Annotated in this window: 19 protein-coding genes; 13 read left to right on the top strand and 6 right to left on the bottom strand. The window is 39.0% G+C overall.

The genetic code is table 11. The features are described 5' to 3' along the window. Window positions 1-666 precede the first annotated feature (666 nt). The 5 genes from B3209_RS04315 (at window position 667) to B3209_RS04335 (ending at window position 8,019) form a co-directional block, all read left to right on the top strand. Window positions 667-1,944 (top strand): TolC family protein, encoded by a 1,278-nt coding sequence (locus B3209_RS04315; protein ID WP_296663260.1) that lies wholly within the window; start codon window positions 667-669, stop codon window positions 1,942-1,944. A gap of 2 nt (window positions 1,945-1,946) precedes the next feature. Further along, the gene (locus B3209_RS04320; protein WP_296663263.1) at window positions 1,947-2,885 is read left to right on the top strand and encodes an efflux RND transporter periplasmic adaptor subunit; all 939 of its coding nucleotides are present in this window, start codon (window positions 1,947-1,949) and stop codon (window positions 2,883-2,885) included. 3 nt (window positions 2,886-2,888) lie between these two features. Beyond that, on the top strand, window positions 2,889-5,993 hold the full coding sequence (locus B3209_RS04325; protein ID WP_296663265.1) for an efflux RND transporter permease subunit: 3,105 nt from the start codon (window positions 2,889-2,891) through the stop codon (window positions 5,991-5,993). Continuing rightward, window positions 5,994-6,284, top strand: coding sequence for a PG0541 family transporter-associated protein (locus tag B3209_RS04330; RefSeq protein ID WP_295798522.1), 291 nt, complete (start codon window positions 5,994-5,996; stop codon window positions 6,282-6,284). A gap of 130 nt (window positions 6,285-6,414) precedes the next feature. Next, a complete protein-coding gene (locus B3209_RS04335) occupies window positions 6,415-8,019 on the top strand; it encodes a CTP synthase (RefSeq protein ID WP_296663269.1) in 1,605 nt (534 codons plus the stop codon). A 219-nt stretch (window positions 8,020-8,238) separates the two neighbouring features. On the opposite strand, the gene B3209_RS04340 is transcribed toward B3209_RS04335, so the two are convergent. Next, the gene (locus B3209_RS04340; protein ID WP_296663273.1) at window positions 8,239-8,823 is read right to left on the bottom strand and encodes an ANTAR domain-containing response regulator; all 585 of its coding nucleotides are present in this window, start codon (window positions 8,821-8,823) and stop codon (window positions 8,239-8,241) included. 11 nt (window positions 8,824-8,834) lie between these two features. Then, the gene (locus B3209_RS04345; RefSeq protein ID WP_296663276.1) at window positions 8,835-10,043 is read right to left on the bottom strand and encodes a glutamine synthetase family protein; all 1,209 of its coding nucleotides are present in this window, start codon (window positions 10,041-10,043) and stop codon (window positions 8,835-8,837) included. A gap of 195 nt (window positions 10,044-10,238) precedes the next feature. Here B3209_RS04345 and B3209_RS04350 point away from each other — a divergent pair, with 195 nt between their 5' ends. The 7 genes from B3209_RS04350 (at window position 10,239) to B3209_RS04380 (ending at window position 17,485) form a co-directional block, all read left to right on the top strand. After that, window positions 10,239-10,736 carry a BRO-N domain-containing protein gene (locus tag B3209_RS04350; RefSeq protein WP_296663278.1) on the top strand — a complete coding sequence of 166 codons (498 nt, stop codon included), beginning with the start codon at window positions 10,239-10,241 and terminating at the stop codon, window positions 10,734-10,736. 10 nt (window positions 10,737-10,746) lie between these two features. Then, entirely contained in the window at window positions 10,747-10,974 is a 228-nt protein-coding gene (locus B3209_RS04355; protein WP_296663283.1) for a hypothetical protein, read from the top strand. Between the two features lie 39 nt (window positions 10,975-11,013). Continuing rightward, window positions 11,014-11,166, top strand: a complete 153-nt coding sequence (locus B3209_RS04360; protein WP_296663285.1) for a hypothetical protein — start codon at window positions 11,014-11,016, stop codon at window positions 11,164-11,166. Window positions 11,167-11,258: 92 nt separating this feature from the next. Further along, window positions 11,259-12,137: a DUF559 domain-containing protein gene (locus B3209_RS04365; protein ID WP_296663288.1), complete on the top strand. Its 879-nt coding sequence runs from the start codon at window positions 11,259-11,261 to the stop codon at window positions 12,135-12,137. Window positions 12,138-12,296: 159 nt separating this feature from the next. Continuing rightward, on the top strand, window positions 12,297-14,390 hold the full coding sequence (locus B3209_RS04370) for a glutamine synthetase III (RefSeq protein ID WP_296663294.1): 2,094 nt from the start codon (window positions 12,297-12,299) through the stop codon (window positions 14,388-14,390). Between the two features lie 112 nt (window positions 14,391-14,502). Continuing rightward, the gene (locus tag B3209_RS04375) at window positions 14,503-15,501 is read left to right on the top strand and encodes a glycosyltransferase family 2 protein (RefSeq protein WP_296663296.1); all 999 of its coding nucleotides are present in this window, start codon (window positions 14,503-14,505) and stop codon (window positions 15,499-15,501) included. 232 nt (window positions 15,502-15,733) lie between these two features. Next, window positions 15,734-17,485 carry an ammonium transporter gene (locus B3209_RS04380; RefSeq protein ID WP_296663299.1) on the top strand — a complete coding sequence of 584 codons (1,752 nt, stop codon included), beginning with the start codon at window positions 15,734-15,736 and terminating at the stop codon, window positions 17,483-17,485. 375 nt (window positions 17,486-17,860) lie between these two features. On the opposite strand, the gene B3209_RS04385 is transcribed toward B3209_RS04380, so the two are convergent. The 3 genes from B3209_RS04385 to B3209_RS04395 all read right to left on the bottom strand — a co-directional run bounded on the left by B3209_RS04385 (window position 17,861) and on the right by B3209_RS04395 (window position 20,839). Then, window positions 17,861-19,159: a right-handed parallel beta-helix repeat-containing protein gene (locus B3209_RS04385; protein WP_296689945.1), complete on the bottom strand. Its 1,299-nt coding sequence runs from the start codon at window positions 19,157-19,159 to the stop codon at window positions 17,861-17,863. A 43-nt stretch (window positions 19,160-19,202) separates the two neighbouring features. Next, window positions 19,203-19,451: a hypothetical protein gene (locus B3209_RS04390; RefSeq protein ID WP_296689947.1), complete on the bottom strand. Its 249-nt coding sequence runs from the start codon at window positions 19,449-19,451 to the stop codon at window positions 19,203-19,205. Between the two features lie 170 nt (window positions 19,452-19,621). Then, window positions 19,622-20,839, bottom strand: a complete 1,218-nt coding sequence (locus B3209_RS04395) for an ATP-binding protein (RefSeq protein WP_296689948.1) — start codon at window positions 20,837-20,839, stop codon at window positions 19,622-19,624. Window positions 20,840-21,072: 233 nt separating this feature from the next. Between B3209_RS04395 and B3209_RS04400 the strand changes: the two genes are divergently transcribed. Then, window positions 21,073-22,263 (top strand): ATP-binding protein, encoded by a 1,191-nt coding sequence (locus B3209_RS04400; protein ID WP_296689951.1) that lies wholly within the window; start codon window positions 21,073-21,075, stop codon window positions 22,261-22,263. A 129-nt stretch (window positions 22,264-22,392) separates the two neighbouring features. Here B3209_RS04400 and B3209_RS04405 read toward each other — a convergent pair whose 3' ends face one another. Next, on the bottom strand, window positions 22,393-23,970 hold the full coding sequence (locus B3209_RS04405; protein WP_296689952.1) for a carboxypeptidase-like regulatory domain-containing protein: 1,578 nt from the start codon (window positions 23,968-23,970) through the stop codon (window positions 22,393-22,395). Between the last annotated feature and the right edge of the window lie 59 nt (window positions 23,971-24,029).

A 24,029-nucleotide genomic window follows, 5' to 3' on the forward strand; every position in this document is an offset into this window, starting at 1 on the left:
CAACCATTACTCCAGATGCAAATCCCAAAAGAAATTTCTGGACATTTTTATTTAAACTTTTCCCAAGAAAATAAACGCAGGCTGAGCCCAATGTGGTTCCAAGAAAAGGAATCAGAATTCCATAAAAAGTATTCATGCTCTGATTATAGATTTAAAGAAGCGCAGTTTCAATGTTCGGATTTCGGCTGGAATTTGACGGCATGACACCAATATGTTATATTAAATGAAAGGAAATGCCCGAATTTTGGGTTATCTCCACTAAATGCGATAATAGCCGCCGCAGTGGGTCAAACTTGGCGGCTATTTTTTACTCTACTTATTTTTTAGGTAAGCGAGAGCGGCAATAACTGTGCCTGCGACAGTAGCAATGCAACTAATAATTGCAGCAACTGCTAAAACAAGGTCTAAAGTCATGCCAGCCTCCCATAATCAAATTTCAGCATAAGCTGATTGAGTTTTGGGAGACAACCGCCTGTTCGTTGTAACATATTTTATTTTTACTGTATATATGTAGAGAATAAATATAAAATCTTTATTGCCTTTTTTAAATTCGTGAATATTCTTAAAACTTACTTTGTGTTGTCTTTTTGTAAAATAACAATAAATTACCGTGCATAACAGGAATTTACTTTGTAACTTATGCGGAAAATTCAGTATTATAAAAGCATGGGATGCTTGAAAAAGAAAATCTTTGTTTTGTTTTTTTCTATTGCCGCATTTGCATTTGCGGATGAAAATACTATTGAGCTTTCTCTTGAAGACGCAGTAAAAAGCGCGCTAAAAAATAATGTTTCTATAAAGCAAAGTGAAATCAATCTTGATGAAAAAAAACGCGAGTCCACTTATTCATGGAATTCTATAAGTCCGTCGATTTCTGGAACTGGACGCTATTCAAAAAATATTCCAAGTTCTTCTGATGACAAAGCCAGTCTTTCCGCAGGAATTTCTTTAAATGCAACTTTGTCGCCTTCTGTTTATACTTCTGCAAAAAACGCCGAGTTGAGCTACAGCCAGCAGCAGCTTTCGTATCAAAATGATTTGCGCTCTGTGGAACTTGATGTAAGAAAAAATTATTATTCTCTTCTTTATAAAATTGAAGAAATTTCGCTGAAAGAAAAAAGCCTTGAAACTTCAAAAAATCAATATGAATCAAATTTAGCAAAATACAAGCGCGGAACTTTATCAAGGCTTGATGTTTTGAGTGCGCAGGTTTCGTATCAGAATGATCAGCTTGAACTGAAATCTCTTAATGCGGAAATGGAAAATTCAATCGCTTCGTTTAAGCAGCTTGTGGGACTTCCGCAGAATGCCAAAATTTCACTTTCTGGCTCATTTGAAAATATTCTTAATCTAAAAAATATTTCAATTGAAGGAATGGATCTTAATTCATTCAGTATTGAATCTTTGCAAAAACAGATTGACAGCGCAAAAAATTCATTGCTTGCTTCTCGGTTCACAGCTTACGGTCCAAGCCTTTCAGCTTCTTATTCTTACAATTATTCTTCTATTGACGGCGGCTCAAATTGGGACGACAACGGAACTTTGAGTTTGCAGGCTTCGATTCCGCTGGACGGATTTCTTCCGTGGTCAAGCGGTTCTCTCAATGTTCAGTCAAAAAAAGATTCAGTAAAAAGTCTTGAGCTGGAGCTTGAAGATGCTAAAGTTTCGCTTGAAGTAAATATTTCAACTTTGATGAACAAAATAAATCAGTGCTTGGAAAATATTTCTCTTAGAAAAAGCAGCATTGAGCTTGCCCAGACAACTTACGAAATGACTTTGGAATCCTATAGCCACGGAACAAAAGATTTGCTTTCGCTTCAAACTGCTTCGGACAATCTTCTTTCCGCAAAAGTGAATTTAATTTCTGAGGCTTACAATTTGATATGTGCCGTTCTTGACTTGGAGAATGCGGCTGGAATTCCGTTTGGAACTTTGGAGAATTAATTATGAAAGTAAAAGCATCATTTATTGTTGTTTCTTTTGTGTGCGTGTGCATTTTGGCAGGAACTTTTTTTGCGATAAAATTTGCGCCAAAGAAAAATCCGTTTCCTCCAAAAGGCGGACTTCCACAGGAACAGGAAGCAGCGAGCATAAGAACTATGGTTGCTGCGCAAAAAACATTGCATGCTTATGTTGACACAAATGGAGAAATTGAGTGCGAAAGTTCTGTTGACTGCTATCCTGACATCGGCGGAAAAATTGCGAGAGTTTATGTTGCTCTTGGCGACACTGTAAAAAAAGGAGATGTTCTTGCGGAAGTTGATCCAAGCGAGCCGGGCGCATATTATGTGAACAGTTCCGTTTATGCTCCAATCAGCGGAATGATAACTTCTACGCCAAAAGAAATCGGAACTACAGTCGCGTCTTCCACAGCGATTACAACAATCGGCGATGTTTCCAATTTGCAGATCCGCGCAAAAGTTCCAGAGCGTTACGTTTCGTTTTTAAAGCGCGGACTAAAGGCAACGATAATTCTCGAAGCCTATCCTAATGAAACATTTTCTGCAACGGTAAAAAAAGTTTCGCCAGTGCTTGATTCTCAAAGCCGCACAAAAGAAATTCTTTTGTCGTTCAATAAAACTGATTCAAGAATAAACGCCGGAATGTTTGCAAAACTTACGCTTTTTACAGCTGACTATGCAGGAAATGTTGTGGTTCCGCTAAATTCAGTTGTTGAAAAAAACGGAAAAGACTGCGTGTTCATTTTTAACGAAGATGACAGCACAGTAAGTTTGCGCGAAGTGGAACTTGGAAATTCTGTGGACAATATGATTCAAGTTGTTTCTGGAATTTACGAAGGCGAAAAAGTTGTAGTTGAAGGTATGACTTCTGTTTCTGACGGAAGCAAAGTCCGCAATATATCAAGCGGTTTAAATGCGGAGTAAAAAATGGTCAGCGAAAAAACTCTTGAGCATCCAGTTCTTACACTGATGGTTTTCACGTTGCTTGGGCTTATGGGAATTTTCAGTCTGGGCAATACTTCGGTTTCTCTTATGCCGGATATTGATATGCCGTACCTGATGGTTTCTGCGACTTATGAAAATGCCGGTCCTGAATCCGTTGAAAAATCTGTTACGACTTTGATTGAAGATGCGCTTGTGAGCCTTAGCAATTTAAAGGAAATAACTTCGACATCTTCGGAAGGAAGAAGCAGTGTTTTTCTTGAATTCAATTACGGAACAAATCTTGATATTGCGACTAACGATGTGCGCGATAAACTCGACCGCATTACAAGAAGACTGCCAGACGATGTAACGCCTACAATTTTTAAAATGGATTCTGACAGCCAGCCAATTATGAGAATTGCAGTGCGCGGAAACCGTTCAGTTGATGAGCTTAAAAAAATTGCGGAAGATCAGGTTGTTGATATTCTTGAGCAGGCGCAAGGTGTTGGACAGGCGGAGTCGATGGGAGGAAGAACCCAGATTGTCCGTGTGGAGCTTGAGCAGAATAGGCTTCAGGCTTACAATCTTACTCTTTCTGAAGTTTCGTCTTCGCTTTCAAAGCAGAATCTTGAAATTGGCGGCGGAACAATCACAGAAGGCTCAATGGATTATTCCATCCGCACAACAGGCGAATACACAAGCATTGACCAGATAAACAATACTGTTATTACAACAAAGAACGGTTACGATGTAAAACTTAGCGATATTGGCCGCGCGTTCATGGGATACAAGGATGCAAGCAATGTTGTTTACATTAATGGACTTCCCGGTGTTTACGTTTCAATTACAAAGCAGTCTGGAGAAAATAGCGTTGCGGTTGCAAATGCTGTCTATGAAAAAATCAGCGAGCTTGAAAAAACTCTTCCTGCTGATATTTCGCTTGAAATAATCCGCGATGATACAGAAAGCATCCGCGATACATTGAATACGCTTTTTGATTCGGCGTGGCAGGGACTTTTGCTTGCGGTTGTAATTCTTTTTGTTTTCTTGTGCGCTATAAAAACCACGATTATCATTGCGATTTCTGTTCCGCTTTCAATTATAATAACAGTTCTGTGCATGAACTTTGCCGGAATTACATTGAACATGATGACGCTCACTGGCTTGATTCTTGGTGTTGGAATGGTTGTTGATGCTTCTGTTGTTATGATTGATAACATTTATTCTTACAGAATGAGAGGCGCAAAGCCAAATGTTGCCGCTGTTCTTGGAAGCTCGGAAATGATTCTTTCTGTTGTGTCAGGAAACCTTACAACAATCTGCGTATTTGTTCCGTTTCTTTTCTTTATGAAGGATTTGGGGTTTATGGGGCAGATGTTCAAGGGAATTATTTTTACAATTGTAATTGCTCTTGTAAGCAGTTTGTTTGTTGCGATTTTTCTTGTTCCGGTTTTGGCAGGACATTTTCTTCCAATTACAAACAGAAATGAAAAGCCTGTTAAGTCCCGCTTCTTTAAAGTTTTGTACGGAATATTCACAAAGTCGCAGGACATTGTTTCCCTTGGATATGAAAAGCTTCTAAAAAAAGCCTTGGACAGTCGCGGCGTTACTGTAGTTGTCTGCGTTACGGCTCTTGCTTTTTCTTTTATGCTGATTCCGACTTTGAGAATTCAGCTTATGACTGGCGGACACGACGACAGCGTTTCTGTAAAACTTGGACTTCCTGTTGGAACTTCGCTTGAAGAAACTACGGATGTTGTTTTAAAATTTGAGGAAATTGTAAAGAGTGAAATCAAAGGCTACAAAAATATAATTACAAGCATCGGCTCAAGCTGGAGAAGTTCAGGCTCGTACAATGGAACGATTCAAATTTCCCTGCCGAATTCGGATGAGCAGATTGACAATGACGAAACAATAAAGCAAAAACTCAGAAAGCATTTTACTGAATTTGCAGGAGTTGACTTTAGTTTTGGGCAGAGCCGACGCCAGCAGATGACAGGAGATGACATAGACGTTGTTCTTAGAAGCTCTAGTTTGGACAGCGCGCTTAATGTTGCAAAAAAAATTCAAGAAGTCATGGCAGCCATTCCAGACATAGGAGAATCTTCCGTTGATACAGACGAAGGGCTTCCGCAGGTTCAAGTTGAAATTGACCGGCAGCGCGCATATAGTTTTGGCGTGAATGTTGCCACTGTTGCAAATGAAATTCAGGCTAGCATAGAAGGAGTTTCTACAACGACTTATCGTGAAGATGGAGACGATTATACAGTTTATGTAATGCTCCGTCCGGAAGACAGACAGAAAGTTGTTGACCTTGAGCAGATTTATGTGAACGGCACAAACGGACGTGTGTGCGTTGCCAATTTTGCAAGAGCAGTAAAAGGCTATGGTCCTGTTACAATTAGCCGTGAAAACAGACGCCGCATTGTCCATGTTACTGCTGATATTGTTTCGGATGAAAATGCAAATGTTGTTGAAGAAAAAATCAAGGAAGGAATAAAAAATTCGTTTATTGTTCCTGACAACGTTTCTGTAAGCTACGAAGGTTCTTGGAAAGATGTAAAAGAGCAGACGGCAATTTTTGCAAAAATTATGATTATGGCAATTCTTCTTGTATTTGGTGTAATGGCGGCGACTTACGAAAGCTTTAAAGCTCCGTTTATAAATCTTATGACAATTCCGTTTCTTGCGATTGGTGTTATTCTTATTTATAAAATTACCGGGCAGTCGTTCAGCTTGCTTTCCGCAGTAGGACTTGTAATGCTCGTTGGAATTGTTGTAAACAACGGAATTATTTTGGTTGACTACACGAATCTTCTTGTGGAACGCGGAATGCCGTTAAAGGATGCTTGCTATAAAGCCGGATGCTCAAGGCTTAGGCCTGTCTTGATGACAACGCTTACAACAATTCTTGGAATGATTCCGATGTGTTTTGCTTCAAGCGGAAGCGCGGGAATGGTTCAGCCTATAAGCGTTGCAGTTGTAGGCGGACTTACAAGCTCCACATTTATAACGCTTTTCTTTATTCCTGTGCTTTACACTTTTGTAATGAAAAAAAAGAAAATGCAGCAGCCTGTTGTTCAACTTGCTTTGCCGGAGGAAAAATAAATGCAGCGTGTGGAAATAATTTCAAATAAATCTGTTGAAGACGATATTACTCAAGCTTTGGAAGAATACGTTCCTGATATTTTGTACACGAAGTTTCCGCTTGTTTATGGCCGCGGAGGAAATGACCGCAAGCTTGGAAATACAACTTGGCCTGAAAAAAATTTTGTGCTTGTAAGCTATGTTGAGGATGAAGATTTTCCAAAAGTGCAGGCTGTAATAAAGGCAATAAAGAAAAAATTTTCTGGTGAAGGAATAAAGCTTTTTGCAATAAAAGCAGAAGAGCCGCTTTAAATGAACGGTTTTCAATCTTGACGGTAAGGCGTAATTTTGGCATACTAGCTTACATTGTAATTTAAAGCGACTATATGCCGCAGATTGCTTTTGTAGTCTGCGGATTTTTTTTTGAATAGGAAGGCGTGCTATGAAATCAACAAAGTATATTTTTGTTACAGGTGGTGTTGTTTCTGGACTTGGAAAAGGAATTACAGCTGCATCTTTAGGACGTCTGCTCAAGTCGCGCGGACTTAAGGTTGCTTCACAAAAACTTGATCCGTACATCAATGTTGATCCTGGAACAATGAGTCCTTACCAGCACGGTGAAGTTTATGTTACAGATGACGGCGCGGAAACAGATCTTGATCTTGGACATTACGAGCGTTTCATTGATGAAGACTTGAATAAATTTTCAAACCTTACTTCTGGAAAAGTTTACTGGAACGTTCTCAACAAGGAACGCCGCGGAGAATATCTTGGCGAAACAGTTCAGGTTATTCCGCACATTACAAACGAAATAAAATCATTTATTTACAATGTTGGAAAAACTTCCGGCGCAGACATCGTTATTACAGAAGTCGGAGGAACAACAGGCGACATAGAAAGCCAGCCGTTCCTTGAAGCAATCCGCCAAGTTGGTCTTGAAGTTGGCAGTGAAAATTCGCTTTATATACATGTTACGCTTCTTCCGTTTCTTCATGGTTCTGATGAACATAAGACAAAGCCTACTCAGCATTCTGTAAAAGAACTCCAGGGGCTTGGAATTAAGCCGGACATTCTTGTTTTGCGCTGCGATGAAAAACTTGAAGAAAGCATTTTCCGCAAAGTCGCCATGTTCTGCAATGTAAAGCCAGACTGTGTTATTGAAAATCTTACGCTGCCAGTTTTGTATCAGGCTCCGATTATGCTTGAAAAACTTCACTTTTCAGACATTGTTTGCCGCGAGCTGAATCTTTCTGTTCCTCCTTGCGATTTAACTGAATGGAACAATATGCTTGAAAAAATTCAAAACCGCACAAAGAAAGTTACAATCGGTCTTGTCGGAAAATATGTTCAGCTCCATGATGCTTATCTTTCTGTTGCGGAAGCTTTGCAGCACGCAGGTTATGAACTTGGCTCTTATGTGAACATAAAATGGATTGACAGCGAGTCTATTTCAAAAGAAAACGTGGACGATATTCTTGGTGGATGCAACGGCGTGATTGTTCCTGGCGGATTCGGTTCGCGCGGAATTGAAGGAATGATTGCTTCCGCTGATTATTGCCGTGAGCATAATTTGCCTTATCTTGGAATTTGCCTTGGAATGCAGATTGCGGTTATTGCGTTTGCCCGTTCTGTCTGCGGATTTAAAGATGCCAATTCAGGTGAATTTGATGAAAACAGTGCGCACAAAGTAATTGACTTTTTGCCAGACCAAAGTGAATCCGTGAACAAAGGCGGAACTCTGCGTTTGGGTGCTTATCCATGCAAAATCAAAAAAGGCACTCAAATGTACAAGTGCTACAAGACAGAAGAAATTTCTGAGCGCCATCGCCACCGCTATGAGTTCAACAATGATTTTAGAAACGCTCTTGAAGATGCCGGCCTTACTTTAAGCGGAACTTCGCCAGACGGAAATATTATAGAAACTGTTGAATATGACAAGAACAATTTCTATGTTGGCGTTCAGTTTCATCCAGAATTCAAGAGCCGCCCGAATAAGGCGCACCCATTGTTCCTTGGACTTGTAGCCGCCGCCCTTGGCGAACAATAAAATTATAGGATTTGTCTTTTTGTCATTGCCGGGCTTGATCCGGCAATATTATTTAGGGTTTATCAAAACCCTAAAAACGGCTAAGTCAAGGTCTTGAGTGTAAGCGTACCTTGATTAGATGTATTCCCATAGGAGATTCCCGCATCAAGTGCGAGAATGACAGATAAGTTTTACTACCCTGTGTACTTCAGTTACCCGGCTTTTTTTTTTCAGGATATTTTACGAATCGTAGCGTTCTATTATTTCTTCAGCGACTTCACGCTTGCTTTGGCGGTTGTCCATTGAAAGTTTTTCTATGTGCCTATGGGCATCGCTTTCTGTCATATTCAGATTTTCGATTAAAAGCCATTTTGCTTTGTTTACAGTTCTTATGTCCTGCATTTTTTCTTGGAGCGTCTTGTTTTTTGCTTCCATTTTTTGCAGCCTGAACGACATAGCGGAAAGCATTTTTATTGCTGTAAAAAACATTTCAGGTGAATTAGGCTTGGGCAAAGTTACAATTCCCTGCTCTTCAACTTTGTACGAAGTTTCCTCATAAAGTTCGCTTTTTACAAGAAGCAAAATTCCAATGTTTAAATCAGCAAAACTTTCAGCAAACATAATTCCATGTTCGTCTGGAAGCGGCGAGTCCACAATCAGAATGTCAACAGGAAGCTCAAGTAAAAGCCTGCGCGCCTCTCCTCCAGAGGACGCATGGAAAACCGGGAAAAAATCACTTTTGGGTAGTATGCAAGAAATATTGTCGTGAAAACTTTGTGTTTCAGAGACAATTAGAACTTTTCTTCTGCCTTTTAAAGGAATCATTTTGCGTCCTTTTAAACTTTGAAGAATGAAGTGAAATCTGCGCTAAGATGCTTTTTTACAAACTCGCTGTTTTTAGCAAGTTCTACGGCTTCTCTTAGGCTTTCAGGCAGACGCTCAAGTTTTGAAGTTATTTCGGGACTTGCAGTTGAAAGGTTCATTTCAATTGGCTCGCAAAGCTTCATGTCTTTTTCAATTCCGTCAAGTCCGGCGTAAATTAAAAGCGAATATGCGATGTACGGATTTGCCATTGGGTCTGGGGAGCGGACTTCAAAACGCTTGTGGGAATTTATTGCGGACGGAACTCTAATAAGCTGAGTTCTGTTTTCGTGCGCCCAGCTTACATATTTTGGAGCTTTTCTTGAGCCGAGCCTCTCATAAGAATTTTCTGTTGGATTTAAGAAAGCTGTGATTTCCTTTATGTGCGCCATGATTCCCGCCATAAATGCGTTCTGAACTTCCTTGCCGGAATTTTCCTGCACAGAAATATTTATGTGGAATCCGTTGCCGCTTTCTTCTAGAAGAGGTTTTGGTGAAAAATCCGCATAAAGTCCGTTGCGCACAGCCACAGCTTTTACGACTGTTATAAAATTCATTGTGTTGTCTGCGGCGGCAAGAGCTTGTCCATAGCGGAAGTCAATTTCGTTTTGCCCTGGTCCTTCCTCGTGGTGAGAATTTTCCGGATGAAGATCCATTTGCTCCAAGGTCAGGCAGATTTCGCGGCGGATGTTTTCGCCCTTGTCTTCTGGAGCAACGTCCATGTAGCCTGCATTGTCAAAAGGAATTTTTGTTGGCTTGCCTTTTTCATCAGTCTGGAAAAGATAAAACTCGCATTCAGAGCCGAAGTTCACTTTTAGATTTTTTTCTTCTGCCTCTTTAACGGCCTTTTTTAAAATGTTGCGGCAGTCTTTTTCAAATGGAGTTCCATCGCTTTTTTTTATCTCGCAGAACATACGCACAACTTTTCCGGAAATTGACCGCCACGGAAGAACTGTGAGTGTTGAAGGAATTGGAAAAAGAAAAAGGTCGGAATGCGCTTCGTCTGTGAAGCCGTCAATCGAAGAACCATCAAATGCGATTCCTTCTTTGAATGCACGTTCAAGCTCGTCTGGAATAATTGCGGCGTTTTTTTGGTTTCCGAAAATATCACAGAATGCAAGGCGGATAAATTTGACATCTTCCATCTGAACAAATTCAATAACTTCTTCTTTTGTATAGGACATTTTTCCTCCAATTTTTATGCGACGATTTTTTTAGATTAATGGATTGCGGTTTTGCTGTCAATTATTTTTGGAAACTGGTATATTTTATAATAATTGAAGTAATAAATACATAGAAGAATATTGCCATGATTGCCACACGGATTAAGGGATTCTAACGAATCCCAATTTTAGCAAAATAAAATCAAAGGAAAAATTATGCTTGTTGATGGAGAAAAAACAAAAACACAAATCAAACTTTTTGGTGAACAGAAAGTCCGCACCGTCTGGGACAGCGAAAAGGAAGAATGGTATTTCAGCGTTGTTGATGTAGTTCAAATTCTTACAGACAGTAAAGACCCAAAACAATATATAAAGAAAATGCGTTTTCAGGATGAGCAGTTGAACCTTAACTGGGGTACAATTTGTACCCCAGTTAGGATGAAAGGAAAAGATGGAAAATCAAGAGAAATTCAGGCTGCTACATCTGAAGGCATTTTCCGCCTAATTCAGTCAATTCCTTCTCCCAAAGCAGAGCCGTTCAAATTGTGGATGGCGCAGGTCGCAAAGGAGCGGCTTGATGAAATACAAGACCCGGAGCAGGGAATTCAGCGGGCATTGCAGGAATACCGTGCATTGGGATATTCAGAAAACTGGATAAGTGTCGTTCGCTTTGCGAACTTACCGAGTTTTGCTACCGCAAAACTCGCGATATAGGGTTGTTAATGTGAAATTAATTTATATTACCGATGAATGGAAAAAGCACGGTCTAAAAGAAGGCGTCCAGTTTGCGACTCTTACGGATATAATTTATAAGACTTGGGCAGGAAAGACTGCAAAGGAATACAAGGAATTTAAAGGTCTAAAAAAAGAGAATCTTCGGGACAATATGACAAACAAGGAGCTTGTCCTAAATATGCTTGCCGAGCTTTCCACAAAAGAAATTTCAGAGTAAAAAAATCCGAAGAATTTTGGCGAGCATATACAAAATGCGGTGGACGGCGCAACAATTGCCAAAAACGCCAGAGTTGAACTTGAGCAAAAAACAGGCAAAAAAGTTGTAACTCCGCTGAACGCAAAAGACGGAATCGAACTTATCCAAGATACAAAGCTGTCAGTTTTGGAAGAGGATGAGGAAAGTAGATAATTAATTGGAGAGAAAAATAATATTGTTTATAAGGGTATATTTACTAAATTTGCTAAACGAATTAAAGTTTTCTATCAATAAGGATAGGAAAATTGAAAGTAAAAATTGATGTTGAAGCAAAAAAAGATGATTCTTCAAAAATTGACTGTTATAAAATTTCATTTCAGTTGGCTGGTGATATAGAAGTTTCAAAAAAACTTTATGAACCAGATATGAAAGAACTTTTGGATGATATTGTAGATGTTCTTGGATATAAGCCAATCATGGAAAAATTCAACTGCACTATAAAAGAAGCTCAAGAGATAAGAAAAAAGATTGATAGAGACTCTGACTGCAAAGACTGCGAGTTAAAATTAAAAGAATGCTACAGATGCTGTAATGTTTGTGAAAGTCCGCTTGAAAGAGATTTGCTAAAAGCTCTTGTAAAAAACAATATTGAAGTTGAACTTCAGCTTAGAATAAATAAAGACAATACAGTTTCTCATTTTCCAGAGCCTGTAGATCCAGAAAATATTTTGACAATTCCTGATTTTTATTTGGAATCAGATAACAAAAAAATCTGCATTTATACTGACGGGCATACTTATCATGAAAGAACTGAATATCAGGCTGTGCGAGACAGAAGCATTGACCGCGAACTTCAAAATTTAGGATATGTAGTTTTAAGATTTACAACTTCAGAAATTAGAAACGGCTTGTCAAAAGTAATAAAAGTTATAAAAAAATCAATTGGAATTACTGAAGAAAATAATTTTGATGTGTCGCTGAATAATATAAAAATAACAGAAGGAACTTGCATTAGATGCGGAGCAAAAATTTCATACGATTTAAAAAAACCGTTGTGTGATGACTGCTATCAGGTTTGGATGCAGTTTGGGAATATGGATTATACAGAACGATATTGCTGCAAATGCGGAAAAGAGTGTTATTCCACATCGTATGGAAGTCCGCTTTGCAAAAACTGCATTTAATTTCCTTGAAATTTCTTTTCAAAAACTCATTGACATTTTTTTGTGAATTAATTAGAGTAGTCCGTGTAAACATCAAAGGCGATGTGGCTGAGTGCTAAGTTTTCTTGGCGTTCAATCACATCGCCTTCTTTGTTTTATATTTATAATGGGGGTTAGCAAATGTCTACAAATGTACCAGAATTGTTTGGAAGCATGGTGTTCAATCAGAAAGTAATGAAAGAACGTCTGCCAAAGGAAACATTCAAGGCTTTGAAAAAAACTTTGGATGATGGCGAACCGCTTAAAATCGATGTAGCGAACCAGGTTGCTCACGCAATGAAAGAATGGGCAATTGAAAAGGGCGCAACACATTTTACACACTGGTTTCAGCCGCTCACAGGAATTACTGCGGAAAAGCATGACAGCTTTATCACTCCCCAGGATGACGGAACTGTTATCATGTCTTTCAGCGGAAAGGAGCTTGTAAAGGGGGAGCCGGATGCTTCTTCTTTCCCAAGCGGAGGTCGCCGTGCAACTTTTGAAGCCCGCGGTTACACTGTATGGGATCCAACTGCATATCCGTTTGTAAAGGAGCACACTCTTTGTATTCCTACAGCTTTCTGTTCTTACACAGGCGAAGCGTTGGACAAAAAGACTCCGCTCTTGCGTTCAATGGAAGCGCTTAACAAACAGGCTCTTAGAATTCTTAAGCTCTTCGGAAATGAAGACGCTACTCATGTTGCCACAACAGTAGGACCAGAGCAGGAATATTTTATTGTTGACCAAAAACTTTATAGCCAGCGCAAAGACCTCCGCATGACAGGACGCACTTTGTTTGGCGCAAAACCTTCAAAAGGCCAGGAAATGGACGACCAGTATTTTGCCGCCCTTAATCCTCGCATTGTTGAATACATGGAAGATTTGAATGATACTCTCTGGAAGTATGGAATTCTTTCAAAGACAGAACATAACGAAGTTGCTCCGGCTCAGCATGAAATGGCTCCAATCTTCACAACAACAAACCTTGCTGCCGACCAGAACCAGCTTACAATGGAAGTTATGAAGAAAGTTGCGCGCCGCCACGGTCTTGTTTGCCTTCTTCACGAAAAGCCTTTTGCAGGTCTTAACGGAAGCGGAAAGCACAACAACTGGTCTATGTCTACAAACCTTGGTGAAAACCTTCTTGAGCCAGGAAAAACTCCAGAGAAAAACGCGCAGTTCCTTTTGTTCCTTACAGCCGTAATTAAAGCTGTAGATGAAAATCAGGACTTGCTTAGAATTTCTGTTGCTTCTGCCGGAAACGATCACCGTCTTGGAGCAAATGAAGCGCCGCCAGCAATTATTTCAATGTATCTTGGCGATGAGCTTTATGCTGTTCTTGAATCTATAAAAGACGGAAAGCCTCTTGGCGAGCATGGAGCACAGAAGATGACAATTGGAGTTGACGTTCTTCCGCCAATTCCAAAAGATTCAACTGACCGCAACAGAACTTCTCCATTTGCTTTCACTGGAAACAAATTTGAATTCCGTTCATGCGGTTCTTCACTTTCAATTTCTGGTCCGAACACAACATTGGATTCAATCGTTGCATATACTCTCAAGGAATTTGCAGATGAGCTTGAAAAGGCAACTGACTTTGACACTGCTCTTGCTGAGCTTATCAAGCGTGAAGTTACAAAGCACTGGAGAGTTATCTTCAACGGAAACGGCTACGATTCAAGCTGGGTTGATGAAGCTGAAAAACGCGGACTTTTGAATCTTCGCACTCTTCCTGATGCAATGGCTCACTACCTTGATTCCAAGAACGTCAAGCTCTTTACAGAAATGGGTGTTTATACAGATGTTGAAATGAACAGCCACTATGAAATCAAGCTTGAAAAATATGCACAGATTCTGAACATTGAAGTCCAGACAATGCTTGAGATGATTAGCAAAGATATTCTTCCTGCTGCATTCAAGTACATGGACGCAGTAAGCAAGACTGCCATTGACCTCAAATCTGTTGTTCCGGGTGCAAAGGCAAGTGCGCAGGCAGAACTTCTTTCTAAGCTGGACACTCTTGTAAACAGCTTGGCAGAAAAAGCTGCAAAACTTGACAAGCTCCACGAAGCTGCCCAGAATGCCGGCGACTGCATGAAAATTGCCCGCGCTTATGTTGACACAGTTATTCCTGCAATGACAGAAGCCCGCGCTGTAGCTGACGAAATTGAGCCTTTGCTTGGAGAAGACTACAAGCCATTCCCAAGCTACGAGGATTTGCTCTTTAGAGTGTAAGTTTATTGAATAGCATTTTGACTCCTTAAAAATACACTTTTCCCCGGTATGGTTTTTCTGTGCCGGGGATTCTTGTTTTAAATTTCCACGCTTTTGTGCTATAATTTTACGCATGAAATTCAAAAAGCCGCTGGTTTCTGTTTGTATTCCGGTTTATGGAACGGAAAATGTTTTAAGAAAATGTCTTGATTCTGTGGCTATGCAGGATTTTGCGGAAAAGGAAATTGTTGTTGTAAGCGATGCTTCGTGCGCAGTCAATGAAAAAGGCGAGGATGCAAAAAAAATCGTAAAAAAATTTGCCAAGGAAACAAAAGTTCCAGTTGTGTTTAAGGAGCATTTGAACAATCTTGGAATTCTTGAAACCCGGCGCGACTTGCTTTCGTTTTCCAGCGGAGATTTTATTTTTTACTTGGACAGCGATGACTACTTGGAAGGAAACAACGCAATTTCATTTTTATACAATGAAGCGCAGCGAACAAATGCTGACATAGTAAATTCCACAGCTATTGCAGTTACAGAAAATCCTGAAAAAAATTCAGCGCAGCAAGAACATCTTCAGAAAAAAATAGGCAAGATAACTTTGGGCGAGATTTTGGAAAATCAGATTGCGGAAGACTGCTTTGTAAACTGCAAGCACTGCGGATTTTTATGGGGCAAGCTTATAAAAAGGTCTTTGATGGAAAAAGCGTTTTCTTTTATTCCGTTTACAGAATGCACCATGGCGGAAGATCTTTGCCTTTACTTTTTTGTTTCGATTTTTGCAAAAAAATATTTTGGAGTTCAGGAACGTTTTTATAGATATTCTGTAGATTCAGGAATTTCAAGCGCGCAAACAATTACGGACATTGGACGGTGGCAACGTGTGTGTTCTGCGGCATCGGCTTTTGTTCCAATTGTGCAGTTTATACAGTCGCCAGAAGGAAATTGTCTTAGCACTTCTTTAGTTGAAAGCATGAAGGCTGCTTGCAATAATTTTGTGGCGAACAATTTAAAGCAGCTTGAACAGCGTGTTGCGCCGGAACTAAAAGAGCAGGCATACAGTCTTCTTTGCGAATATTGGGGCGAAGACTACGTAAAAACAATTGAGCGAGCAATAGAAGTGCAAAAATAAATTTTATAAAAAATATATTGACATTTTTTTTTCAGAATGATAAAACTAGAACATCAGTTGACAACGGAGTCACAGATTGCCTTGGGCAGTTTGTGGCTTTTTTTGTTTTAAACTGAATAACTTGTGAAAAGCGACAATGGTGTCGGTTAAGAGATTCCGATGTGGAATTCTCTTGTCGGTATCACTGTCGCTTTTTTATTTTCATTACCGTCTTTTTAGACAAGGGGTTTTTATGGAAGATGTAATGCAAGCTGTTCAAAGCGTCTCCAAGGATTTATGGGGCGTGTGGTTCTTGCTTGGTGCTGCCTTGGTATTCTGGATGCAGGCAGGATTCGCAATGGTTGAAACCGGTTTTACTCGTGCTAAAAATACCGGCAACATTATTATGAAAAACCTGATGGACTTCTGTATTGGTACAGTTGTTTTCATCCTTATTGGTTTTGGTCTTTTCCTTGGTGAAAATATGCTTTTTGGTTTTATGGGAAAACCTAACTGGCAGATATTTACAGACTATGCAAACTTTGACTGGTCTGGCTTTGTGTTCAACCTTGTATTCTGCGCTACAACAGCGACAATTGTTTCTGGCGCAATGGCAGAACGCACAAAGTTTCTTTCATACTGCGTTTATTCAGCTGTAATTTCAGCAGTAATTTATCCGATTGAAGCTCACTGGACTTGGGGCGGCGGTTGGCTTGCTCAGCTTGGATTCCACGACTTTGCAGGTTCAAACTGTATTCACATGGTTGGCGGTATCTGCGCTTTGATTGGAGCTGCAATGGTAGGTCCTCGTATTGGAAAGTTTACAAAGAACGCTGATGGTTCTACAAAGGTAAATGCTTTCCCAGGACACAACATTCCGATTGGCGCGCTTGGTGTGTTCATCTTGTGGTTGGGTTGGTACGGATTCAACGGTGCGGCTGCAACTTCTGTTCCGCAGCTTGGAAGCATCTTTGTTGCTACAACAATTGCTCCGGCTCTTGCAACCGTTACTTGTATGATTTTTACTTGGATAAAATTCGGCAAGCCTGATGTTTCAATGTGCTTGAACGCTTCTTTGGCTGGTCTTGTTGCAATCACAGCTCCTTGTGATGTTGCGGATGCTTTGGGCGCTTCAATCATCGGTATTGTTGCAGGTCTTTTGGTTGTATTTGGTGTTTGGTTCTTGGACAACAAGCTCCGTGTAGATGACCCTGTTGGTGCTGTTGCTGTTCACTGCTTAAACGGTATTTGGGGAACAATTGCGGTTGGTCTTTTTGCAAGCCCTTCAGTTCCTGGATATTCACTTGCAAACAAAGCAGGCGAGCAGATTTCAGGACTTTTCTACGGCGGCGGACTTGAATGTCTTGGGCTTCAGCTTCTTGGAATGGTCTGCACAATCGCATGGACTGTTGTAACAATTACGATTTTGTTCTTTGTAATCAAGAAGATTTTTGGATTGCGTGTATCTGCGGAAGAGGAAATCATCGGTCTTGACAAGCTTGAGCATGGTCTTGATTCAGGTTATGCAGGATTTATGACACCTTACAGCACAGAAGAAATTGCCGAAGCTGCTGAAGCTGGCGTTGCAATTCCAATGCATGAAGCTGTTCCAGTTGTTGCTCCTGCCACAACTCCTTCTTCTAAGGATGCTGCGGTTCACAAGGTTGTAATTATAACACGCCAGAACAAGTTCAACGCACTTAAAGTTGCCATGAACTCCATTGGTGTAACTGGAATGACAGTTATAAATGTTATGGGATGCGGAATGCAGAAGGGAGCAAGCGAATACTACCGTGGTGTTCCAGTTGAAATCAATTTACTGCCAAAAATCAAGGTAGAGATTGTTGTTTCAAAAGTTCCTGTAGCAACTGTTGTAGAAAGCGCAAAGAAAGCCTTGTATACAGGACACATCGGAGACGGAAAGATTTTCGTTTACCCTGTTGAAAATGTAATCAAAGTTCGCACTGGTGAATCTGGATACGATGCTCTTCAGGATGAAGAGTAGCGTTTAGCTGAATAAGGCAGGCTTGGAGAATGAGGAACGCTCCAAGTCTGTCTTAGTTTTAAATGTAAAATCCGCGGAGAAATCCGCAGGTTATATGCCGGTCGTTTGCTGTATTTGTAACCCCGCAGCAGGCGGCCGGTTTCCTTTTGGAGGGAAGAAAACCCTCTACTTCGAAAGCGGGGTCTTCTTCCCTCCAAACCTCCCTTCTTTCCCAGCATCGCTTAGGGCTGTCGCCCTAAGAACCCACTGTTTTGCACTTACTTATAAAAAGTATCATTGTCGGACTAGAACCCTGTGATATTTCTGAAAGAAGTCCGATTGATAATCTGTTGTAAATTTACAAGATTGCCGTTTCCTGTACGGCAATTACAAAGGCTATTCCCAGGCTTGGGTATAAACCGTGCCGTTTATTGTGCCGCCGTTGCAGTAGATGTTTGCGCCGGCATTATTTTTTGTTGTAGTATTGCCGCTCATGTACTTGTTTATGTAACTTTCTATGTCTATGGCAGAACCGCTTGCATCTTTTAGGAACAGGTTTGCATCTGACTGTTCAATTAAAATAGCTCCGCCATAACCGTAAGCGTCGTTGCTGCTTGTTAAAGTTACGCTGTTGTTTTCAAATTTTGTGTTCTGTAAAACGAGCGAGCCTGTTTTTATGCTGATTGCGCCTCCGCCAAGTTTTTGGAATTCACCGTTTGTTGTGTCTTCACTTCCTGGATTATTACCACCAGCCTTATTGCCTGTGAATGCGCTGTCTGTGATTTTTATACTTCCGCCTTGGCTAAATATCGCTCCGCCTCTTCTTGCATAATATCCGCCGTTAGAAGTGCACGTATTGCTGTCAAATGTTGAGCTTTCAATTTCAAGAATTCCTGTGTTATTGTTCATTATTGCACTGCCTCTGTTTGCTGTGTTGCCTTTAAATGTTGTGTTGGTTATATGACATGAACCAGAATTTTCTATTGCTGCGGCGTTTGCCATTAAATTTTCATCGCCATTGTTTTCAAAATTGCATGAAACAACTTCCACTTGCGCTCCGTTATCTATGCGTATACATTCTGAATAGCCTACGTTACCGCTACCTGTGCTTTTGTTATTATAAAAAGTGCAGTTTTCAAGAAGAAGTTTTCCGCCGCTTTTTACATATATAAGACTTGTGTCTCGGTATGAAACAGACATATTGTTTATAAGGCATTGCTTTAAAATTACTGTAGCTCCGTCATCTACATAAATTAAAGTTCCGTCAAGTGTAGAAGTAGTTCCAACTGTGCTTGAAGCCGTAAATGTAAGATTGTTTATTTCAAGAATTGTGGAGCTGCCGGTTACATTGAAAAGTTTTATCTGGCCGCCTTCTGTTGTAAGAGTTTTGTTGTCGTCTGTGCTTGACTGAACTTTTCCGCCGTTGCCTCTTATAATTTTTGTGCCGGAAGTTATGTTTGTAAGCTGATTGTTATTTGCAGATGTGGCTTGATTTGTACTTACAGAAGAAGCTGCGTCCATAAAAATATATGTGTTTCCCTCTGATTCGCAGGCTGTTTTTAATTCTTCTGAATCTGAAATATTGTAGATTTGGCAGTCTTCTTTCTTTAATTTTACTTGGCAATCGGCATCTTGTCCTGCTGTTACTTTTGCTTCTTCTGTTCCAAAATACAAAAGAACATCTTTGCTAGACATCCAGCCTTCTGCTTCTACTGTGTATGTGGCAGGTTCAAGTTCGTCAAATACAATTGCCCCCCCCCGTGTCGGCGGAATCCTTAGTTATGGATTTTTCATTTATAATTTTTTCACCTAGCAAAAGCCTTACCGTGAATGAATCAACATCGTCATGCCCTGATGAATAAACTTCCCGTGAAGAACTAGGCAGAACAACACGAACAGAACCGCCTTCGCTTCCTTGCGACATATTCATGCAGGAAACAAGTGCAAGCAAAAATGCTGGTAAAATTGAAAACATAAGTTTTTTCATAATTTCCCCTATAAAAAAGTTGTGAAAATGACCTTTTATTATTCTATATCAAATACCTGCTGATTTCCACTTTTTGCAGAAAATTCTTTAAATTTTTAGTTATTTTATGCTAAAAGATTCCTGTGGCGTAGCACAGGAATGACAAGTGTGGCGTACTGAAAAGTTTTTTATTAATACTGTAAAAGCCAGTCTGATAAAAGCATAATTTTTATGCCGTCAATAGTTCCAACGTCCATTTTATCTGTTGTAAGAACATACTTTGGAAAATTGTCTTTTATTTCTTTTAAGTTTTCAATTTCCCGCTCATCATTATCAGGCAAATTTCTGCAAACTTGTATATAGATTTTTTCATTATTTTTGATTCCAACAAAATCAATTTCTTTGTTTCCGTCCTTGCCGATATAAACATTGTATTTTCGGCGAATAAGCTCAAGATAAACAATGTTTTCAAGCATAGAAGCAACAGATTTTGGATTGTATCCTAGAATGCAGTATTTTAGAGCAGAATCAGCAAGATAGTATTTTTCTTGTGTTTTTAGTATGCTTTTTCCTTGAATGTCATAGCGGCTGCACTTGTAAATTATAAATGCTTTTTGCAGATATTCAAGGTAATTATAAACAGATTCTACATTTACGCTGCGGTTCTGGCTCTTTAAAAATTTCACAATTGAATTTGCTGAAAAATTCTTTCCTACATTTTCAAAAACAAATTTTACAATTCTGTCAAAAAGTTCTTTGTTGGAAATTGCATGGCGAACGACAATATCATGGTCTACTACGGAAAGATAAATGCCTTCTACAATCTGATAGCATGTTTTTTCATCAAAATTATTTTTTGCAATAAGCGGAAATCCGCCGAATCGTATAAAATTATCAAAAGCATCATCGATTTTATCTTTATCAGTAATATTTTTAAATTCAAGATACTCAGAAAAAGAAAGCGGCAAAATATGGATAAGAACGTATCGTCCAGAAAGATAAGTTGAAATTTCAGAGGAAAGAAGCTTTGAATTTGAGCCGGCTACATAAATATCCACATTCTTGTTTTCTAAAAGCGAGTTTATAACTTTTTCCCAGCCATCAATAACTTGAACTTCATCAAGAAGAAGATAGCATTTTTTATCTTTTGGCATTTTTTGCAGAATATCTTGATACATTTCATTTGCCGTTGCAACAGATGAAAAATCCATATCTGAATAGGAAATAGAAACAATTTGTTTTTCTTCTATCCCGCTTTTTTGCAAAAGGCTTTTATACAAGGACAATATAGATGATTTTCCACATCTGCGGATTCCTGAAAGAATTTTTACAAGAGGGATGTCTTTGTATTTTTTAAGTTCTTCCAAATATTCTTTTCTTAAAAACAATTGGTTTTCAGGCATATTCATAAAAAAAGAATATCACGGAATTCAATCTTTTTCCATAGTTTTTACTGAGTTTAAATAAAAACTGTGTGAATTTATAAAGTTTTTACTGAAATACAATAAAAAGTTTGTATTTACTTTGCTTTTCTATTTCCCAAAAATGAAAAAATATTAAAAATGGGAAATGAAAATGGTTTTCTGTTTCTCAAAATTGAAAAATTGTTGATTTTGGGAAATAGACAGAGTATAATTCAAGCATGAAACTGGTGGAAAGAAAAGAATATTTGGATTTGCTTAAGGAATCTGTTCAAACGCCTGACATAAAAGTAATAACTGGCATAAGGCGTTCTGGAAAATCTAAACTTATGGAAACTTTTATTGAGTACGTAAAAAATTCTGTAAAAAATGCGAATATTATCCATATAAATTTTAATGACATAAGTTTTGAAAATCTTACAGAATATCATGCGTTGAATTCCTATGTGCAGGAAAAATTTGATTCAAACTGTGAAAATTTTCTTTTTATTGATGAAATTCAGCTTTGCGAAGGCTTTGAAAAAACAATCAATTCGCTTCATGATTCAGAAAAGTTTCATATTTATATAACTGGCTCAAATGCGTTTTTGCTTTCTAGTGATTTGGCGACGCTTTTTACAGGCAGAACTTATGAAATTCCTGTTTTTCCTTTTTCTTTTAAAGAATATTGTAAATATTTTAAGGGGCTTGAAAAAAATCAAGCTTTTGACAATTTTGGTAGGGAAGGAGGCATGGCAGGTTCTTTTGTTTATCCTTCTGAAAAATCAAAATATAATTATATTAGAGAAGTTTTTGATACTTTGATTGTCCGAGATATAAAGCAAAAATATAAAATTAAAAACATTGCCTTGCTTGAAAAGCTGAATGATTTTTTGCTTGATAATATTTCATGTAAAGTTTCTGCCCGAAGCCTTGCAAATTCTCTTGCTTCAAATCAGGAGAAAACAAACAACAAGACAATAAGTGCGTATTTGAGCTATTTATGCAATGCCTTTGCTTTTTATAAAATTCGCCGTTATGATATACGCGGAAAAAAATATTTGTCCAGTCAAGATAAATATTACCTTGCAGATCATTCGTTTAAATATGCAAAATTGGGAACAAAAAATTTTGATTATGGCAGAATATATGAAAATATTGTTGCAATAGAATTGCTGCGGCGCGGCTATGAAATTTATACAGGCGTGCTTTATAAGAAAGAAATTGATTTTGTTGCAATTAAACGCAATGAAAAGATTTATATTCAGGTAAGTGATGATATTTCAGGCGAAGAAACCTTTAAAAGAGAAACAGTTCCGCTTTTAGGTATAAAAGACGCATATCCTAAGCTGATTATTGCAAGAACAAGGCATGATGAATATTCCTACGAGGGAATTCGCATTGTTGATATTGTAAACTGGCTTAGCGAATAGTATTTTTGCAGAATTGGCTTTGCAAGGGGTGCTGACATGTACACGCAAGGGGGCCTTGCAAGCATTTGTTAGGGGGTGTTGCAAGCATACGATAGTAGGGCTAGCGTGTGCTTGCTTATGTACTGAAAATTATTCGTCTGCTTCTGTTGCACCGGTGTAACCTTCTGTGGAAAATCCGATTGTTGTATTTATATATGCTGCAACGAATGAAATGCTATTTAAGTCAACAATAGAACTTGAGTCTATGGCAAACTTGTAAAGGTCTACTTTTACAACCCTATCATGCTTAAAGAATCCGCCTGTTTGTTGTTTATCGTAATCTGGAAGCATAAGATTTGCACCGCTGTCTGCAATTACAAGTTCCTTGGGCTTTATAGCAACGAAGCGACGAGGACCATAGAAATGCGAGTTTCGTTGTGAATATTTGGGTATATATAAATTTAACCCATTTTTGAAATTATCTAAAAATTCTATGGCGCTTTTATTTAATGTAGATGAATTTATAAGAGCATTTGAGGCTGAGCCTTTTGTGTAAATAGTTCTTGCGGATTCAGTCCAGCCAGTTTTTGCAGAGATTTTAAATCCATTTGAGGTTGGTTCAAGGCGCACTATAGCTCCGCGGCTATAAAGTGTTTTTGTATTTTCGCTTGTTAAATAGGCATCTTCAACATATTCTTCGCCAGTTTGAGAAACCAGCACGTAAACATAGCCGTCGTAATGAATAAGTATGTCCGTTATTTGTCCGTCTGTGCCCATGTCTTGTGTGGACATAGGCAAGTCTGACGTTGTTATTGTAAAGCCGTCATCATTGCTTCCTTCAATTACACCTCTGATAAGATTTGATGCGCCATTGTCAAGTGGACTTGCAATATATATGTCATTCCCGCTTATCGCAAACGCTGTGATTTCTCCAGGGTAATAAGTAGGGATTTCTGTTTTTTCGCTGAATGTTTCGTCATATTCCAACTTGTTAATGTCTTTTGCAAAGTAATACTCATTTGAACTAGACATTGCTCCAATCCAAAGGCTGTCGTTTACAGGGTCATAGTAAAGGCTGTCTGCAAATTTTTTAGATGCGCCTTCTATTGTAACTATATACCTAACATCGTTTGTATTGTTTTTATATATATTAAATGCAAGTCCTGTGCCAGACGCATTAATATCTATATAGTATTTATCTCCATTTATATCTTCAAAAGCATCGTCTGGACTCATTGATATAGTTGTGGTTGAAGAAACATTATCAAAGAATTCTGCACTAGATGAAGAACCAGAACTTGCTCTTAGCACATAATAATTCGAGCTGAATACTTTTCCGTTGTTGCCTGCTAGAATAAGAGTGATTGAGCAGTCTGTGGTTTCGCCGGCTGTAACTTTTACTTCTTTGCTGTTGCGGGAAAGAAATGTTCCGTCCTGCTGTCTTGCTGTAACAACTATTTTGTATGTTCCGGGTTCCAGCTCATCAAATACAAAGTCGCCCCCCCCGGTGGATTCAGATGATTTAGTGTCAAGCGTTTTGTCGCCCTGCATAAGGCTTACTTCGTACAGAGGATTGTCTTTTGAAAGTGTAATAGAACCGCGTGAACCGCTTTCTGGCAAGGCAACACGGATTGCGCCTTCTTTTCCGTTTGAGCCGCTCATGTTCATGCAGGAAGCAAATGCAAGCATCAGCGGAAATAATGCAAGCGAAAGTTTTTTTGTATTCATAAAAATCCTCCTTGTTTTTCTGTATCGAATATTTGTTCAATCTATGCTATTATTTTATT

This window comes from Treponema sp. UBA6852 (genome assembly GCA_002449305.1).
Taxonomy (GTDB): Bacteria; Spirochaetota; Spirochaetia; order Treponematales; family Treponemataceae; genus Treponema_D.

What these genes read in the sequence shown, in the direction of transcription:
- B3209_RS04315 (WP_296663260.1), top strand. Translation starts at nt 667, where the DNA reads ATGGGATGCTTGAAAAAGAAAATCTTTGTTTTGTTTTTTTCTATTGCC.
- B3209_RS04320 (WP_296663263.1), top strand. Translation starts at nt 1,947, where the DNA reads ATGAAAGTAAAAGCATCATTTATTGTTGTTTCTTTTGTGTGCGTGTGC.
- B3209_RS04325 (WP_296663265.1), top strand. Translation starts at nt 2,889, where the DNA reads ATGGTCAGCGAAAAAACTCTTGAGCATCCAGTTCTTACACTGATGGTT.
- B3209_RS04330 (WP_295798522.1), top strand. Translation starts at nt 5,994, where the DNA reads ATGCAGCGTGTGGAAATAATTTCAAATAAATCTGTTGAAGACGATATT.
- B3209_RS04335 (WP_296663269.1), top strand. Translation starts at nt 6,415, where the DNA reads ATGAAATCAACAAAGTATATTTTTGTTACAGGTGGTGTTGTTTCTGGA.
- B3209_RS04340 (WP_296663273.1), bottom strand. Translation starts at nt 8,823, where the DNA reads ATGATTCCTTTAAAAGGCAGAAGAAAAGTTCTAATTGTCTCTGAAACA.
- B3209_RS04345 (WP_296663276.1), bottom strand. Translation starts at nt 10,043, where the DNA reads ATGTCCTATACAAAAGAAGAAGTTATTGAATTTGTTCAGATGGAAGAT.
- B3209_RS04350 (WP_296663278.1), top strand. Translation starts at nt 10,239, where the DNA reads ATGCTTGTTGATGGAGAAAAAACAAAAACACAAATCAAACTTTTTGGT.
- B3209_RS04370 (WP_296663294.1), top strand. Translation starts at nt 12,297, where the DNA reads ATGTCTACAAATGTACCAGAATTGTTTGGAAGCATGGTGTTCAATCAG.
- B3209_RS04375 (WP_296663296.1), top strand. Translation starts at nt 14,503, where the DNA reads ATGAAATTCAAAAAGCCGCTGGTTTCTGTTTGTATTCCGGTTTATGGA.
- B3209_RS04380 (WP_296663299.1), top strand. Translation starts at nt 15,734, where the DNA reads ATGGAAGATGTAATGCAAGCTGTTCAAAGCGTCTCCAAGGATTTATGG.
- B3209_RS04385 (WP_296689945.1), bottom strand. Translation starts at nt 19,159, where the DNA reads ATGTCTAGCAAAGATGTTCTTTTGTATTTTGGAACAGAAGAAGCAAAA.
- B3209_RS04390 (WP_296689947.1), bottom strand. Translation starts at nt 19,451, where the DNA reads ATGAAAAAACTTATGTTTTCAATTTTACCAGCATTTTTGCTTGCACTT.
- B3209_RS04395 (WP_296689948.1), bottom strand. Translation starts at nt 20,839, where the DNA reads ATGAATATGCCTGAAAACCAATTGTTTTTAAGAAAAGAATATTTGGAA.
- B3209_RS04400 (WP_296689951.1), top strand. Translation starts at nt 21,073, where the DNA reads ATGAAACTGGTGGAAAGAAAAGAATATTTGGATTTGCTTAAGGAATCT.
- B3209_RS04405 (WP_296689952.1), bottom strand. Translation starts at nt 23,970, where the DNA reads ATGAATACAAAAAAACTTTCGCTTGCATTATTTCCGCTGATGCTTGCA.